This is a genomic window from Clostridium sp. AM34-9AC (genome assembly GCF_003480225.1).
Taxonomy (GTDB): Bacteria; Bacillota; Clostridia; order Lachnospirales; family Lachnospiraceae; genus Acetatifactor; species Acetatifactor acetigignens.
In genome coordinates this window covers 17,274-32,486 of sequence record NZ_QUIU01000026.1, presented here as the reverse complement: position 1 = coordinate 32,486, position 15,213 = coordinate 17,274, and the positions used below count along the sequence as shown (strand labels likewise).

18 protein-coding genes are annotated in these 15,213 nt (G+C 46.6%); 3 read left to right on the top strand and 15 right to left on the bottom strand.

The features are described from left to right. Positions 1 to 3 precede the first annotated feature (3 nt). The 7 genes from DW835_RS14340 to DW835_RS14315 all read right to left on the bottom strand — a co-directional run bounded on the left by DW835_RS14340 (position 4) and on the right by DW835_RS14315 (position 4,559). On the bottom strand, positions 4 to 627 hold the full coding sequence (locus DW835_RS14340) for an immunoglobulin-like domain-containing protein (protein ID WP_145985581.1): 624 nt from the start codon (positions 625 to 627) through the stop codon (positions 4 to 6). A 24-nt stretch (positions 628 to 651) separates the two neighbouring features. Continuing rightward, entirely contained in the window at positions 652 to 906 is a 255-nt protein-coding gene (locus DW835_RS14335; RefSeq protein WP_118538820.1) for a hypothetical protein, read from the bottom strand. A gap of 24 nt (positions 907 to 930) precedes the next feature. Next, a complete protein-coding gene (locus DW835_RS14330) occupies positions 931 to 1,086 on the bottom strand; it encodes a helix-turn-helix domain-containing protein (protein ID WP_118538818.1) in 156 nt (51 codons plus the stop codon). 14 nt (positions 1,087 to 1,100) lie between these two features. Then, the gene (locus tag DW835_RS18650; protein WP_262593662.1) at positions 1,101 to 1,235 is read right to left on the bottom strand and encodes a hypothetical protein; all 135 of its coding nucleotides are present in this window, start codon (positions 1,233 to 1,235) and stop codon (positions 1,101 to 1,103) included. Between the two features lie 106 nt (positions 1,236 to 1,341). Continuing rightward, complete coding sequence (locus DW835_RS14325; RefSeq protein WP_118538816.1) at positions 1,342 to 2,586, bottom strand: hypothetical protein; 1,245 nt, start codon at positions 2,584 to 2,586, stop codon at positions 1,342 to 1,344. 47 nt (positions 2,587 to 2,633) lie between these two features. Beyond that, entirely contained in the window at positions 2,634 to 3,188 is a 555-nt protein-coding gene (locus DW835_RS14320) for a sigma-70 family RNA polymerase sigma factor (RefSeq protein ID WP_118731331.1), read from the bottom strand. Between the two features lie 126 nt (positions 3,189 to 3,314). Next, positions 3,315 to 4,559: a Fic family protein gene (locus DW835_RS14315; protein WP_347559385.1), complete on the bottom strand. Its 1,245-nt coding sequence runs from the start codon at positions 4,557 to 4,559 to the stop codon at positions 3,315 to 3,317. Between the two features lie 91 nt (positions 4,560 to 4,650). Here DW835_RS14315 and DW835_RS14310 point away from each other — a divergent pair, with 91 nt between their 5' ends. Further along, a complete protein-coding gene (locus DW835_RS14310; protein WP_118538812.1) occupies positions 4,651 to 5,256 on the top strand; it encodes a TetR/AcrR family transcriptional regulator in 606 nt (201 codons plus the stop codon). Between the two features lie 78 nt (positions 5,257 to 5,334). After that, entirely contained in the window at positions 5,335 to 6,123 is a 789-nt protein-coding gene (locus DW835_RS14305) for a class I SAM-dependent methyltransferase (protein WP_022312346.1), read from the top strand. 234 nt (positions 6,124 to 6,357) lie between these two features. On the opposite strand, the gene DW835_RS14300 is transcribed toward DW835_RS14305, so the two are convergent. From DW835_RS14300 to DW835_RS18645, 3 genes are all read right to left on the bottom strand, one after another. Beyond that, positions 6,358 to 7,509, bottom strand: a complete 1,152-nt coding sequence (locus DW835_RS14300; protein ID WP_118669435.1) for a hypothetical protein — start codon at positions 7,507 to 7,509, stop codon at positions 6,358 to 6,360. 11 nt (positions 7,510 to 7,520) lie between these two features. Continuing rightward, positions 7,521 to 8,360, bottom strand: coding sequence for a DUF6033 family protein (locus DW835_RS14295; RefSeq protein ID WP_118669434.1), 840 nt, complete (start codon positions 8,358 to 8,360; stop codon positions 7,521 to 7,523). 191 nt (positions 8,361 to 8,551) lie between these two features. Further along, positions 8,552 to 9,325: a PocR ligand-binding domain-containing protein gene (locus DW835_RS18645; protein ID WP_118669433.1), complete on the bottom strand. Its 774-nt coding sequence runs from the start codon at positions 9,323 to 9,325 to the stop codon at positions 8,552 to 8,554. A gap of 289 nt (positions 9,326 to 9,614) precedes the next feature. Between DW835_RS18645 and DW835_RS14285 the strand changes: the two genes are divergently transcribed. After that, entirely contained in the window at positions 9,615 to 10,454 is an 840-nt protein-coding gene (locus DW835_RS14285) for an endo alpha-1,4 polygalactosaminidase (RefSeq protein ID WP_118731330.1), read from the top strand. Between the two features lie 20 nt (positions 10,455 to 10,474). Here DW835_RS14285 and DW835_RS14280 read toward each other — a convergent pair whose 3' ends face one another. From DW835_RS14280 to nagB, 5 genes are all read right to left on the bottom strand, one after another. After that, the gene (locus DW835_RS14280; RefSeq protein ID WP_243037197.1) at positions 10,475 to 10,984 is read right to left on the bottom strand and encodes a prepilin-type N-terminal cleavage/methylation domain-containing protein; all 510 of its coding nucleotides are present in this window, start codon (positions 10,982 to 10,984) and stop codon (positions 10,475 to 10,477) included. Between the two features lie 323 nt (positions 10,985 to 11,307). Continuing rightward, the gene (locus DW835_RS14275) at positions 11,308 to 12,777 is read right to left on the bottom strand and encodes a PTS transporter subunit EIIC (protein ID WP_118669431.1); all 1,470 of its coding nucleotides are present in this window, start codon (positions 12,775 to 12,777) and stop codon (positions 11,308 to 11,310) included. Between the two features lie 77 nt (positions 12,778 to 12,854). Continuing rightward, positions 12,855 to 13,334 carry a PTS glucose transporter subunit IIA gene (locus DW835_RS14270; protein WP_118731329.1) on the bottom strand — a complete coding sequence of 160 codons (480 nt, stop codon included), beginning with the start codon at positions 13,332 to 13,334 and terminating at the stop codon, positions 12,855 to 12,857. Beyond that, a complete protein-coding gene (nagA, locus tag DW835_RS14265; protein WP_118731328.1) occupies positions 13,328 to 14,458 on the bottom strand; it encodes an N-acetylglucosamine-6-phosphate deacetylase in 1,131 nt (376 codons plus the stop codon). Before nagA ends, DW835_RS14270 begins: the two co-directional genes overlap by 7 nt. 21 nt (positions 14,459 to 14,479) lie before the next feature. Next, positions 14,480 to 15,211, bottom strand: coding sequence for a glucosamine-6-phosphate deaminase (gene nagB / locus DW835_RS14260; protein WP_117466638.1), 732 nt, complete (start codon positions 15,209 to 15,211; stop codon positions 14,480 to 14,482). Positions 15,212 to 15,213 lie beyond the last annotated feature (2 nt).

Here is a 15,213-nt window from a genome sequence, read left to right as displayed (position 1 = left end):
TCTCTAAAGTCGAAAACGTATATGCTCCCGGTATGTCTGTGCGCTTGCCGAACCGCTGTCTTTTCTTGAGACATCCCAGACCATTCGATATTCTCCCGGTTCCAGTGCTCCGTAGAGCCACTCCCAATTATAGTAGATCGAGGCTTCCTCACCACCGGGGACATTATAGCCCACCATTGGAAAGCCATAATTATCCGGCACCGTCTCTGCATCCTGCCACTCTCCGTCTACCTGCCGTTGGAGAATATAAGCCTCTCCATAGATCACCTCTGCCCCGTCATCGTCATCCTCACGTCTGATGATAAGATTAGCACCCACATTGGAAATATCCCGCAAAGTCGCCGTTACACCTGCTTCCGGATCATAAATCGTCTCCGCCTGTCCCTGCTGCCCCTTCTCTTTCGGATCCCAAACGTTTTCTACCAGCTCCGGTGTTTCTTCCAAATGTAACACCTCTGCGTCCAGTTCATACTCCAGCACGCAGTCCCGGTTGATTTCCTCCATCTCTCCGGTCTCAATAGATTTCCCTGTTCCCCAGAAAGTGATCACCGTTTTTCCTTCACCTATTGTTACATCCGATGACACGGATAATGGGGAATCATACTTTTCGTTAATCCATTGAAACACTTCCCCTGTTGCATCCCGGAACTGCTATATTTCCTCATCATAACGTACCGCATATCCCTGTCCGATATGAGATCTGCCACGAATAACGCAAAAAGGATAAGAGCGATATATATTTTCTCTCTTGTCGCAGCTAAAGGTAATCCGGATCTCCGGGTGCTCATACAGCCAGACCTCACGCCCGCACAGGATACCTGCCGTCAACAGCACAACCGCAATTAAGCTAAGAAAAAACGTCACTTTTACGTTGATTTTCTTCATACATCTTTCGTCACTCATCATGCCAAATAAAATCTCTCCTGTTATTTACTTCTTTGCAATCCACTTCCCGTTTCTATTAGAACCACGTCTTTCAACCAAACCTTCTTCTCGCATGTCTTTTATAAGTCTTTGAATTTGTTTTCTTGAAAGATCAAATCCCTCCATAAGTTTAACCTGCGTTACCTCTGGATTTTCTTCCATTTGATATAATATATCTATCTTTCTATCGGCTCCATTTTTAGCTCCTTTTTGGCTCCTTTTTGATTATATCCTAATTTTTCTTCTAAAGTTGTTTTTTTCATATATACTTCGTTTTCTTTCGACTGCTTTGTGACCATTTTCGTTGCCATTTATTCTTATTTTCATTATACATGATAACGTATTATAGGCACAATAGAGCGAGTGGAAATTTCCCATTTTCCACTCGCTCAACCCATCTCATTATAGCTTTTTCTGTTACTTCAGCGGTTCATAATAAAAATATGTCTTCGCCGGGTCTTTTCCGGAGATGTCCACGCCGGCTGCCGTCTGTCCCTGCACACCGCCTGTGGCTCCGATATAGAGTATCCGGCCATCCGGAACGATTACCGCGCAGGTTCCTTCCGTACCGCAGGGCATCTCCCAGACTTCCTGCGCTCTGGTAAATTCCGCATCTTCCAAACGGTAGGTATCAACGCCGCTGTATCCCCACAGGATAAAATCGGAGCCATCACTCACACCTGCTGCCACCATATTCCACTGGTAGATCGTCCCTGTGCTTTGAACAGCCTTCGCATTCTCCGTTGCATCCCCCTGCACCGGTAGAAAACACAACCTCTCCGGGTCTACTGACACTAATGTCACAGGGTCATCCTCTGCTGTCACATTCTCCGTTGCCAGTGCTGCTGCATAGACTTTTCCGTCCTTTCCCTGTCCCAGGGCTCCGGCACCTTGCACAGCATACACACCATCATCCGCCATCGTTCCGATGAGGTCTCCCTCTGCCGTGTAGATCCGCACATAGCCGCCATCCTCCTGCATTCTCATTCGTGTATACAGCCTGCCCTGTGCATCCGTTGCCATACTATCTACAATATTCCACTCCCGGTCTCCGGCCGCAAAGCAGTCCAGAAGCGTTCCCTCCGGACTGATATGGTAGATCACAGGCAGCCGGCCATGTTCCGCTCCCGGAGATGCCAGTCCGCGCAATGCCGCATAGACACTTCCGTCCGGTGCGATGCACAGGCTATACACCTCGCCGTCCTCATCGAAATCATCATAAAACTTTTCCGGGGTCCCGCTGCCGTAAGCCAGATATTCCACCCGTGCTTTCCCTTCCATGGTGAACCCACCGACATACAGCCCCTGTTCTGCCGCCACAGCACACCGGATACTGAGTTCTCCCTCATAGGCGACCTGCCATTCTTGTGCTGCCGTATCTGCCCCCGGGACTACACTTGCCTCTCCTGCGCCCTGTGTCTGTTGCGATCCGCTCTCCTGTGACATATCACCCGGTAATGCACTATCTTCCGTCTTCACATATTCATAGTCGCCCGCCTCGATCTCTTCTGTGATTTTCGCCAGACTATAATCTCTCTTCTCACGGAAATCGATCAGCTCCAACAGTTCCTCCTCCGTCATTTCCTCTTCCGGCAGGAAAAATGTACTCCGCGCTGCATAGAAAGCCACGCCCTTTTTGTATTTTTCAGGACTATCAAGCATGGCAAGTTCCTTTTGGGGGAAATATCCTTCCTCCAGATAGGCCTGCCTCAGTTCTTCCAGCCTGTTTTTTCGCCGTCCGTAAGCGGTCTGCTGTAGCTATCCGCTGCAACATCTGCATCCTGCAACCCGGAAAAATATGTTTCCAGTTTTTCATGATTCATGCTCTCCATCCGCGCCCGGTACAATCTCGATTTTACGGTTCCCTGCCTGCATTCCAATATCCTGCTGATCTCCGGGATTGTGCACTGTTCATAGTAAAACAGTACGATCACATCCCGGTATCCGCCATCCAGCTGCATGACAGCATCCCACAGTTCATGGTGTTCGTCATAAAATGCCGGGGACAGATTCTCTTCCCATGCCACCGCACCGGTCCGCTTATTTTGCCGATAAATCTTTTTCACTTCATTTGCCGTGATCTGTAAGATCCAGTTTTTAAAGCTGCCCGGATCCCGCAGTGTCCTTAATTTTTCATAGGCATGCAGCACCGCTTCACTGACAGCGTCCTCCGCATCCGTACTATTATTCAGAATAGAATATGCCAGTCGGTACATATGCAGGGTATAGCCCCGCACTTCCCGCACAAATTCCTCTTTTGTCATAACTGACAAAGTAACACCTCCTTCTCTTCGCCGGCTTCATACTATATGAGTCGCCGGACGGTAAAAAGGTTCCTGTATTTTAAAAAAAGGCACCGGATGTTCCGATGCCTTTAAATCCAATATACTCTATAACTCTTTGAATTTGTATTTTCCTTTTCCATGCCCGGATACCGGTTCGATTACATCAGCCTGTACCATATTGGATATTATTTTAGAAGCGCCTGAACTTTTCAGCCCAAGCAATTCCATAACCTCTCCTCTGCCAAAAAACTGACAATCTCCGAATTTTTCATATAATACACGGATATGCATAATTGTTTTTGTTGAAAAATTCAGCGTTTTTTCAGCCAATCTTGTTTCAATGTCCACTTTTGATGTTTCAATGTCCATTTTTTGAGTTCCAATGTCCACTTTTGAAGTTCCAATGTCCACTTTTGAAGTTCCAATGTCCACTTTTGTATCCTTTAAAAGTCCACTGATATGCATATTTCGATTGTGCAGCTCGTTGTGTTCATTTAAAAGCATATTTCTGAGGAAGAGTTCCAAATATTCCGTTGTCTCATGAATTCCTTTTTGTAAATTCGTATAATTGGCCCTGACAAGTGCATTTCTGAAATACCATGCATTTTCCGCAAAAATGTCATTTGTTGCAAAAAAACCAAGTGTTCTCAAATATTTTATGAAAAAAACCGCTGTGGTTCTTGTGTTTCCCTCACCAAAAATGTGAATTTGCCATAGCCTTGATACAAACAAAGCCAGATGATGAATGCTCTCTTCTATCGAAAGTCCTTTATAACTAAAATCCTTTTCCTGCGAAAAATCATATTCCAATGTAGCACGCAGTTCTGAAGCACTCCCATAAACGACCGTTGCGCCATCAAGCACCCATTCTTTCTTCGTAATATTATAATCTCTTATTTTTCCGGCATGCTTATATATTCCACGAAAAAGCTTACGATGAATAGCTATATACTCATTCGGTGAAAAGGAAAACGCCGTTTCGGAAAGGAGCTCCGCAATACGGCTGGAAACTTTATCTGCTTCTTCCGTGCGTTCATTATCTGATACACGGACAGGTCTCTCATTGTAATAGCTTTCTATAAGACTCTGTGCCTCTTTTAGCGTGATCTTACCTTCAATATTTTGAATTGCAGTGTCAATCAGATATTGCGAGGGTTTCAGACCATCTACTGCCTGAAGTCCAACCGCCGTGCTCCACACATACCCTTTTGTTGCTTTATTCGGTTCGGATTCTCTCAGATATTCTTTAAATGGGTCTTTGTCCATATTCATTTCCCCGCTATATATCACTATCTTAGTTTTCCTGCTACTATTTTTATTATATCTTAAAATAACGATAAACCAAAACATTTTTGTAGAGATTTTTGCGGAAATCAAAAATATTTTACCTGTAGATTTTTTCTTGACCCTCGAGTTAGTCTATGCTAATATAACAATTGTTATGGAGACAGATCGTAAGAAAATCACGGAAGAAAACTTAATCCGCTGCGGCAGGGAAGAATTTCTGGAAAAAGGCTACGCCGGGGCGAACCTCCGGGATATCTGCAAACGGGCCGGAGTTACTACCGGGGCTTTTTATTTCTCTTTTGAAAATAAAGAGGCACTGCTGGGGGCAATTCTGGATCCCCTGATTGCCGAATATCAGAAAATGATGTATGAAATTACCAAAAGAGAACAGGAACATCCTGAGACCGCAGAGCAGAATGAACGTGAGATCATGGAATATATCTGTGCGCACAGGCAGGAATGTGAACTGGTACTGGAGAAATGCTCCGGCAGCAAATACGAATCCTTCCGGGATGTCGTCTTCAACAATATGTTCACGGCCTTTCAGGGCTATTATGAAAAACAACTAGGCTATGTGCCCGATAAAGAATTACTACGGATTCTGACATCCATGAGGTTACACGGATTTCTGGAATTGATCAAAGGAGATTATGATATGGAACACCGCCTGTTCCTGACGAAAGCCATCGGTATTCACGCCGATGCCGGAACGCAGGGTTTAATTGCATATTTTAAGAGCGAGAAGGATGCTCACCGTTAATGCGGTGGGCATTTTCTTTTATAAAAAATAACAAATATAACTTTTGTTATATTCAGAAAACAAGTAGGAGGATTAGTTATGAACAAAAACGTGAACTACGGAAACTGGGTACCTGAAAAAATGTTGGCGCTGTGCTATGTCGCTGCTGCCGTACTCGGCATTGCCGCCTATGTGACCGGACCGGTGCTGCATCTTGCCATTCCGACATGGATCCTGGGCATTCTTGCCGCGATTTGCCTGGTCTATGGCATTTACATGCACATCTGTCATGAATTGTTTGCCTTCGGCAAAGGCAACATGATGGCAAAAGTCCATCAGCATCTCGTAGATCATCTGGAATGGGACGGCGAAGGCACTCTGCTCGACATCGGATGTGGTGCGGCTGCCCTGACGATCCGCTGCGCCAAGGCTTTCCCCAAGGCAAAACTCGTCGGTATGGACTACTGGGGTGCCGAGTGGAACTATGCCAAAGAGCAATGTGAAGCCAATGCGAAAGCGGAGGGTGTTGCCGACCGGATCACCTTCCACAAAGGAGATGCCGCCCATCTGGAAGATCCGGATGAGACCTTCGATGCCACTGTCAGCAACTTTGTCTTCCACGAAGTCCGTTCCGCCAAGGATAAACGGGATGTGGTCAGAGAAGCTCTGCGCATAGTCAAAAAGGGCGGTGCCTTCTCCTTTCAGGACATGTTCTCCCAGAAAGCACTCTACGGTGACATGGAAGAATTTGTCGAAGAATTGAAAAAAGAAGGAATCACAGAAATTCACTACATCGGCAATCTTGAGAAGAAACTGGATTTTATCCCGGGATATGCCGCTGCTCCCTGGATGATCTCCGGCATGGGAATCCTATACGGGCGGAAATAATCACGAAAATCAAAAATGTTTTTGTATAGTTTTTCACGAAATCCAAAAATGTTTTCACGTGGTTTTTCACGAAAATCAAAAATGTTTTCACGTGGTTTTTCACGAAAATCAAAAATGTTTTCACGTGGTTTTTCACGAAAATCAAAAATGTTTTTATATAAAACCATCCCGGACACTGTGTCTGTCTCACAAGCACAGTGTCCGGGATGTCAAATTTCTTCTTATATGTCCACCCTATAATGTAATATTGATCACCGGCACAGGCGCCGCCGATACACCTACGCCGACAGCATCTGCGGAAAATGAAGTCCCTGTCATGCCGGAGGAAACCGCTCCTGCATTCCCGGTGGGAATGACCACGTTGTCTTTCATTTTCTCCAGGTGGTTGAAAACTGCTTTCAGGTACTCCGCATCGGCCTTGACGATGTCTTTCATCTCTTTGTTGCGGTGTTTGATCTTCATCATCTTGAGGTCTGCGGGATCCATCTCCCTATTCACAGAGACCGCATTATCTGATAATCCATCCAGCCCCATCTCTTCCATCAAGTCGCGTAAGCTATCGGACATTTCCTGCATCATCTCCGAAGTGAAATCGCTCATTTCCGACATAAAGTCTCCCGTCTGCGCATAGAATGCATCTATGCCAAGATCAATATAGTCGGATATATCATAGCTATCCCCTGCATGCACCTCATTGCCTGCATACTCATATGCGGAGAGATCCCTTGACATTTCATCCGCAGAACTTTCCGCAGACATTTCTTCCGCATTCCGCGCGTTTTCAGATTCTGCGTCCTGCGCATCCTTCGTTTCTTCTTCACTGATCCGGTCTCCCTGGCAGATTCCGCCGGCAGCCTTCATCATTTCCTCTTCTTCGAGATGTTTTGCTTTCTTCTTCGCCACACGTTCCATAGCCTGTGCATGAGCGATTGCTGCGTCGATCTCTTCACTGTCGCTGTCACTGTCACTGTTCTGCTTCTGACGCTTCAGGCGCATGATCTCTCTTCTCGCCTGTCCGGCTGCCTGCTTTGCCGCCTGGGACGTCTTGCTCCGCAGTATCTTGGACGAGATATTTTTGAACTGGTACTTCAATTTCTTCAGCGCCAGCGTCGTGTTCTTCGTCTGCTGCCTCTGATTGCGCAGCGATTCACTGTAACTCAGGGAACTTGTAACGATGGAATCCTGTCCCCAACTGTTCGCTGCCTGCGTCTGCGTACTTTGACTGTTTCTGGACAGCATTCTACGAATATCGGTAACAGAACTTTTATTTTTTGCTCCGAAGATACTCTTCTGATTGTTCTGCGTCTTCTTTCCTCCGGAAAATGCCTGCGGCAAACCGGTATTGCCGCTCCCGTAAACACCTCCGGACTTCCCCATAGAAATCATACAGCATCACCTTACCCTCTGAAGTCAAAGTTCTGGCCGACCTGCCGTTCGTCTGCGGTCTGCACACTGTCACTCCGTGTGTTGAAATTGTAGGTTTCTATCTTAGACAACAGTTCTTCTATGGAACCAGCACTGATCGTTACCGTATCCTCTGTGCCGGCTTCCTCCTTGCTGTCTGCTACCTTATCCGACTTCTTGTCTTTTAGCCGTTCTTCCTTTTCTTTCTTAGCAGCCTTCTTCTCCGCAGCCTTTTTCTCTGTTTTCTTCTGCTCAGCCTTTTTCTCGATCCGGGCCTTCTGCTCGGCGCTGGATTTCTTCAATACAGCGAAAAATGACAGTGTTCCTCCATCATTTACCTGCATTCCAAAGCCCTTGACCTGCGCACCGGAACTCTGCAGGCTGGTCTTTAACTGCTGTATCTGTGCAGCGGCACCGCTCAGGATTCCCTCATACTGTTTGCGGAATTTCTCGTCTGTTGCCATCTGTTCGATCTTGTCCTCATCAATGAGAACAACCGTCTTATAGCCATTGGCATATTTTGCAGCATTGGCTTTTGCATTCTCCTTCTGATCTCTGCTGACCAGAATAAAATCATAATTTCCGTACCTCTTCTTCAGCTGCTCATAGTATTTCGCAGCCTTCTCCGACAGCTCCGGCTGACCGATGGTTCTGCCGTAATCCTCAGTCTTTCCCCTGGTCTGTGCCGTTTCGGACGTCTTTCCCGTACCTGTTGTGCCGGCTGTCTTATCCGGCGTTCCGAATACCTCAGGCTTCTTCGTCTTCGTACTCTTGCTGTAATCACTCTGCGCAGCATACGCACCTACGCTGCCGGTTGCTCCGATTCCCGCCATAATTATTTCCTCCTTGAAAATAAATGCCAAATCCGTTTGTTTACCTGGTTCCTCTATTGAGAATATCGGACAACTTCTCCGACTTTTTTATACACACCAAAAGGAAACATGCAAAAATGTGCAAAAAAACCGCCTTTCTGCGCCTTTGTGGATCAGAAAAACGGTTTTCCTGTAAACTTTATCCTAAATTACTATTGATTCAAATGGTTGATCGTAACATGCAGCTCTCCCAACAGCTTCTTAATGTCCGCACTGGAGGTCGCCATATCTCTTGCTAACTTCTGTACTTCCGTTGCCACCACGGCAAAGCCCCTGCCCTGATCTCCGGCTCTTGCAGCCTCAATCGAAGCATTCAGTGCCAGAATCTGCTGTCTCTTGCTGTAGCCATCGATTTCCTTGGTCTTGTCCGTTGCTTCCTCGATCTGTTCCGCAGCTTTCGTAATGCCACCCTTTAGCTCACCTACCAGATTCTCGTTTTTCCTGTTGACGTAGCTGGCTCTTACGAACATGTTGATCACATCTCCCAGCAGATTTGCCGAAGCGTCGATCTGCTCCCTTGTCTTTACATTTACCTTTTTCAAGGCCTTGATATATTTATCCTCATCAATGCCAAGTTCTCTTGCTGTCTGACGGAACTTCTCCTCATCCGGATTCTCCGGCAGCACCTGTCCTCCGATAATACTGCCCAGCACAGTTCCATCCTCCAGTGTGATCGGAATACCGAAATCCACAAGTCCCGCATGGCAGGGATACACACCATGGCCTTCTCTGTCACACTGCTCGCAGCGCTTTTTCCCCTCTGCGCTTCCTCTCGTCAGATCAATACAGAACTCCGTAAAATTATAACAGTCACTGATGTATTTTCCGTCTGCACCCACAGCCACGGTTGCCAGTCCTGTACTGCTTGCCCAGTTCTTCATGATTTGCTCAAATTTGTCCATGTCACAAAAATCCTGAATCTTCATATAACTTCCTACCTTCCCGGTTGTCTTAACCGCTGAACGCATCAAATCCGGGGGCTTTTTGTCCCGGTATCATCTTATATTTGCATAAAAAATTATACCACATTTTTCAAAATTTTTCGCTCTTTTTAATATTTTTACAGATATTTTTTTCGACATTATCTGCCTGAATGCAGTATTTTGTATGGCTCTGAATAGTTAACAAAAATAAATGAAATGTAGAGCCATCTATAGTATAATTATCTGGATACAAATATTGAAGCGGATCAAGGGAAAAAGGAGGTACCGTTAATTGAGTAAAACGAAGCTATTCATAAGAATAATATGTGTTCTCGTTCTGATATTATCTACAGCCCTGCTCAGTGCCTGCTCTGCCAGCATCTCCGATAGTACAGGAAAATACGTTGTCCTGATCGGTGAAGATTCTGAAATCACAGAAAAACTTTCTGACATTGATCTGCTTGTCATAGATGCGGAATATTTTTCCCAAAATGACATTGCCCGTTTAAGAGAAAATGGTGTCCGTGAAATCTACTCCTATATCAATATCGGATCGATCGAGAGCTTCCGGTCCTATGATACAGACTTTGAGAAATATACACTGGGCGCTTATGAGAACTGGCCGGAGGAAAAATGGATCGATGTCTCGGCTCCGGAATGGCAGGCGTATACAGCTTCCAGAGCAGACTCCCTTGTACAGAAAGGTGTGGACGGCTTTTTTGTCGATAACACGGATGTATACTATAACTATCCGCAGGAATCCATCTATGACGGAATCCTTACAATTCTGGACTATATGAACCATACAGGCAGAAAGATCATGATCAACGGTGGGGACTGTTTTGTAAAAAAATATCTTACAGCTGAAAAAAACGTTCTCATCGATGGGGTAAACCAGGAGAACGTTTTTACTGCGTACGATTTTTCAAATGATACCTATACCATAAACGATAAAAGTACACGTGAATACTATACTGATTATTTAGATTTTGCTATGTCACACGGCTGTACCGCTTATACTCTGGAATACGCAACGGTTCCTGCCATCCGCAGACAAGCAGCCACCTACGCCGCGAAACATGGATACATCTGCTGCATTTCTGATAATATTGGGTTATGTCTGGAAAAATAACATATTCCTATCAGCCGCCATCACAGAAATGTAATGACACAAGTATCCAGATGCTTTTGCTTTGTCTGTTCATCCGCATCAGCAGCTGTGCACAGATCACAATAATAGCATATATTGTAACCTCCCTGACCCCTGGTGTTTTCTGTCACAGCATAGTATCCTGCCTTCAGCTTCACAGTCTGCCCACTTAAAAAGTGAATCTCTCTGAGTTCATAACCGCCTTCTCCAATATTATCCACCAGCGGCACCTGCGGATTATACACTCCTGTAGAAGCATAATCCAGCTGAATCTCCGTATAATAATTCTTCAGATTCGCCTGATCTGCCGCCACCTTTGCCTTATGTATATAAGACAGATACTGCGGTGCCAGTACTCCCACCAGCACTGCCATGATAGCTATTACAATGATCAGCTCTACTAATGAAAATCCCCCGTTTCCCTTCTTTCCTTTTGATTTTTTCATGACTTTTCTCTCCATTACATTACAATACATTCCGCAGGCATCAGGCCCACTGATTTTCTCCGTCATGATTTTATCATTTCCAAAGTAAATGTCAATAAAGTAATTATTAAATATATATGATGCCAGGGTCAAAAGGTCTAAGCCCACATGAGCTTGCTCATAAGTGGGTGAAAGACCTTATGACCCGCCCCGATATGAGCATAAAAGTGGGATGATAATCCCACGATATGCGAATAGAGGGTAGGATTGTGAGAGTGCATAGCACGGAACAATCCGTAGGCATCAAAGTCGGGGGCTTTTGACCCCGACATCATATATAAGAAAGACCCGCGTGGTCTTCCCAGGCAGGTCTTTCTTCCGGTCATATATTCAGTTTTATCAGTGCTTTGTTATTCGCAAAGCTTGGAAAATGCATCTGCTACGAACTGAACCTTAGGTCCGATGATTACCTGAACGGAGGTCTTACCGGGTTTCATGACACCGGCTACACCTGCAGATTTGATCACCTTATCATTCACTGCGGTAATGTCTTTTACTTCCAGTCTCAGTCTTGTGATGCAGTTGTCAATGCTTGCAATGTTGTCCTTGCCGCCGCAGCCTTCCAGAATGGTTGCTGCGATTGCTGCGAAATCATCATTTGCCAGCTCGATCTTCTTCTCTGCTTCTACATCATCATCTTCTCTACCGGGGGTCTTCAGATCCCATTTCTTGATAGCGAAGAGGAATACGAAGTAGAATACAGCAAATGCTGCGATACCCAGAGGGATGATCAGCCAGATTCTGGCTGCTGCAGGCAGGGAGGATGAGAACAGCAGATCCATCGCACCTGCGGAGAAGCTGAAGCCTGCACGGAAGCCAAGAGCTACAGTGATCATGGTGAAGATGCCGTACAGTGCTGCGTAGATCACATACAGTCCGGGAGCTAAGAACATGAATGCAAACTCAAAGGGCTCGGTAACGCCGCAGATGAAGGAACAGATTGCTGCGGAAGCTACCAGACCGATCGCTGCCTTTTTCTTGGCGGGCTTTGCACATTTTACCATTGCCAGAGCTGCACCGGGGATACCAAACATCATACAAGGGAAGAAGCCGGACATATACATTCCAAGGCTCCAGGATACATCAGCGCTTGTCTCACCTTTCCAGAAGTGCTGCAGATCTCCAAGTCCAATGGTATCGAACCAGAATACGTTGTTCAGTGCGTGATGTAATCCGGTAGGGATCAGCAGACGATTCAGGAAAGCATAAATACCTGCGCCGACTACATCCAGACCTACGATAGCTTCACCGAGAGCTACCAGACCGCCGAACAGTAAAGGCCATACGAACAGCAGTACAACAGATGCCAGAATAGATACTACACCTGCTATGATAGCTACACAGCGCTTGCCACTGAAGAAGGACAGCCAGTCAGGAAGCTTGGTATCCTTGAACTTGTTGTAGCACATGGAACCGATAATACCGGCAATAATACCGATAAAAGGATTCGCAATCTTATTGAATGCCAGTGTCTTGGTAGCATCCTCAGCGATGGAGGGCATAATGGTCGTAACAAATCCGGTAGACAGAAGTGTTGTGAGCATCAGCCAGGAAGCCAGAGCTGCGATGCCTCCGGTACCGTCATTTTTCTCTGACATGCCGACACCTACACCAATTGCGAACAGGATCGCCATATTGTCGATCAAAGCACCACCTGCTTTTACGAGGAACAGACCGATCAGATTTGCTACACCCTGGATCTCACCACCCTGCATCGTTGCCGGGCACAACCAGTAACCAATACCCATGAGGATACCGCAGATCGGCAGAACCGCTACGGGAAGCATTAACGCTTTACCCAGTTTTTGAAGAAACTTCATACATTTCTCCTCCTTTACATTATACTAAACCGGAACAGTTCCGGCCAGTTTCATTAGTTGATACGGACGTACCGCTCTTAAGAGATCTGGAGCACGTCCTCGCCGGGAGATACCTCTCCCTCTTTCAGAATACTGATCTTATTATATTCATCGGTATTGCAGACCAGGATCGGAGTGATGATATGCAGTCCGGCTTCCTGAATCTTCTCCAGATCCGCATCCAGCAGAAGATCACCCTTTTTGACATGGTCTCCGGCAGCAACATGTGCCGTGAAGGGGGCTCCCTTGAGTGTCACGGTATCCAGTCCGATGTGGATCAGAAGCTCCGCTCCCTGATCCGTTGTCATGGTGATCGCATGAAGCGTATCAAATACCACGGTCACCTCTCCGTCTGCGGGAGCATATATTTTCCCCTCAGAGGGGATCACTGCAAATCCGTCTCCCAATATCTTCTCGGAAAATGTAGGATCCGGTACCTCCGTAAGAGCAACTGCCTTCCCCTTACAGGGAGATCCGATACAATTCCCTTTTCGTTTACCTTTCAAAAAATCTAACATGTGAACTCCTTTCCGTCGATATATACCGCTGCAATGTTCAGTTCCTGATCCAGGAGTACGAAATCTGCCCTCTTACCAACGGATATACTGCCCACTTCATTGAAAATGCCGATCTCCTTCGCCGGATTCTCCGTGGCACACATCACTGCCGTCTCTAACGGCAGACCGACCGTTTTTACTACAAACCGCATACAATCCATCAGATTCGTCGCCGATCCGGCGATTGTACCGTCATGCAGGGTAGCCAGATTGCCTCTGACGGTAACCGGCTGTCCTCCCAGAGTATATTCACCATCCTCCAGGCCCGTTGCACGCATACTGTCACTGATCAGGATCATGCGGTCAGCACCAAACATCGCAAATGTTGCACGGATCACTGACGGATGAATGTGTACACCATCACAGATCAGCTCCGGATGACATTTCTCTGAATCTCTCACTGCTCCGATCACGCCGGGCTCCCTGTGGTTCAGCGGCGGCATTGCATTATATAAATGTGTCGCATGCGATGCTCCATGTTCAATGGCTTCCCTTGCTGTATCATAACCGGAAGCTGTATGCGCCAGTGAAATGACCACTTCTCCTTTGGCTCTGTCGATAAATTCCATCGCTCCCGGCTCCTCCGGTGCGATATCTACCAGCTTGATCAGCCCTTTCGCCGCTTTCTGCAGCCGGCTGAAATATTCATAATCGCAGTGCATGATATTTTCTGCAGCCTGAGCACCCTTTTTCGCCGGACTGATAAAAGGTCCTTCCATATTGATGCCCACCAGGTGGGATCCACCGGAATACTCATAGCTGCCGGCATTTTTCATGACCTCCAGCAGTTCATCCTTAGGTATCGTCATGGTAGCCGGGCAGACACTTGTCACACCGACAGAGGCTTCATATGATGTGATGACATCCAGTGCTTCCTTCGTACCGTCACACATATCCGCGCCCTTACATCCATGGAAATGAATATCCACCAGTCCCGGTATCAGATACATGCCTTTGGCATCCACAACAGCTTCCTCACCCGCCGGATCCCCGGTACAGCTTACGAACCTGCCGTTCTCCACGGCTGCATCCCCTCTGACAAACCGATGCTCTTCTGTATATATATTTGCATTTCTGATTCTCATGACCTATCAGCTTCCCCTTTCTTATTCAGAAAGCTTACTGAGTGCTGCTTCGTCTGCCACCAGCGTTACATCATTATGAAGCTGTAATACCGATGCCGGCACCTGCGGTGTAATGGGGCCGAAGAAAGCTTTCTGTACGATCTCCGCCTTGTCTTCGCCGCTGGCTACGATCAATATTTTCTTCGCCTGCATAATGGTCTTGATCCCCATGGTATATGCCTGCTTCGGAACATCCTCCGCTGATGCGAAGAATCGCTTGTTGGCTTCGATCGTAGACTCTGTCAGGTTCACGCAATGTACCTGCTTGTCAAAACTCTCTCCCGGTTCGTTGAAGCCGATGTGCCCGTTATGTCCGATTCCCAACAGCTGCAGGTCCACACCGCCCAGCGACTGGATCAATTCCGTATATCTACGGCATTCTTTCTCCGAATCCGGCTCCATTCCGTTAGGCAGATGTGTATTTTCCACCGGGATATTCACATGGTCAAACAGATTCTGGTGCATAAAATAATAATAACTCTGATCGTTTTCCCGGCTCAGCCCCTTATATTCATCCAGGTTCACCGTCATAACCTCAGAAAAGTCCAGGTCTCCCTTGCGGAACCATTCCACCAGCTGTTTGTACAGGCCGATGGGAGTAGATCCCGTAGCCAGTCCGAGAACACAGTTCGGTTTCATGATAACCTGTGCCGATACAATATTTGCAGCCTTTCTGCTCATATCTGCATAATCTTTTGCTTTGTATATTCTCATGA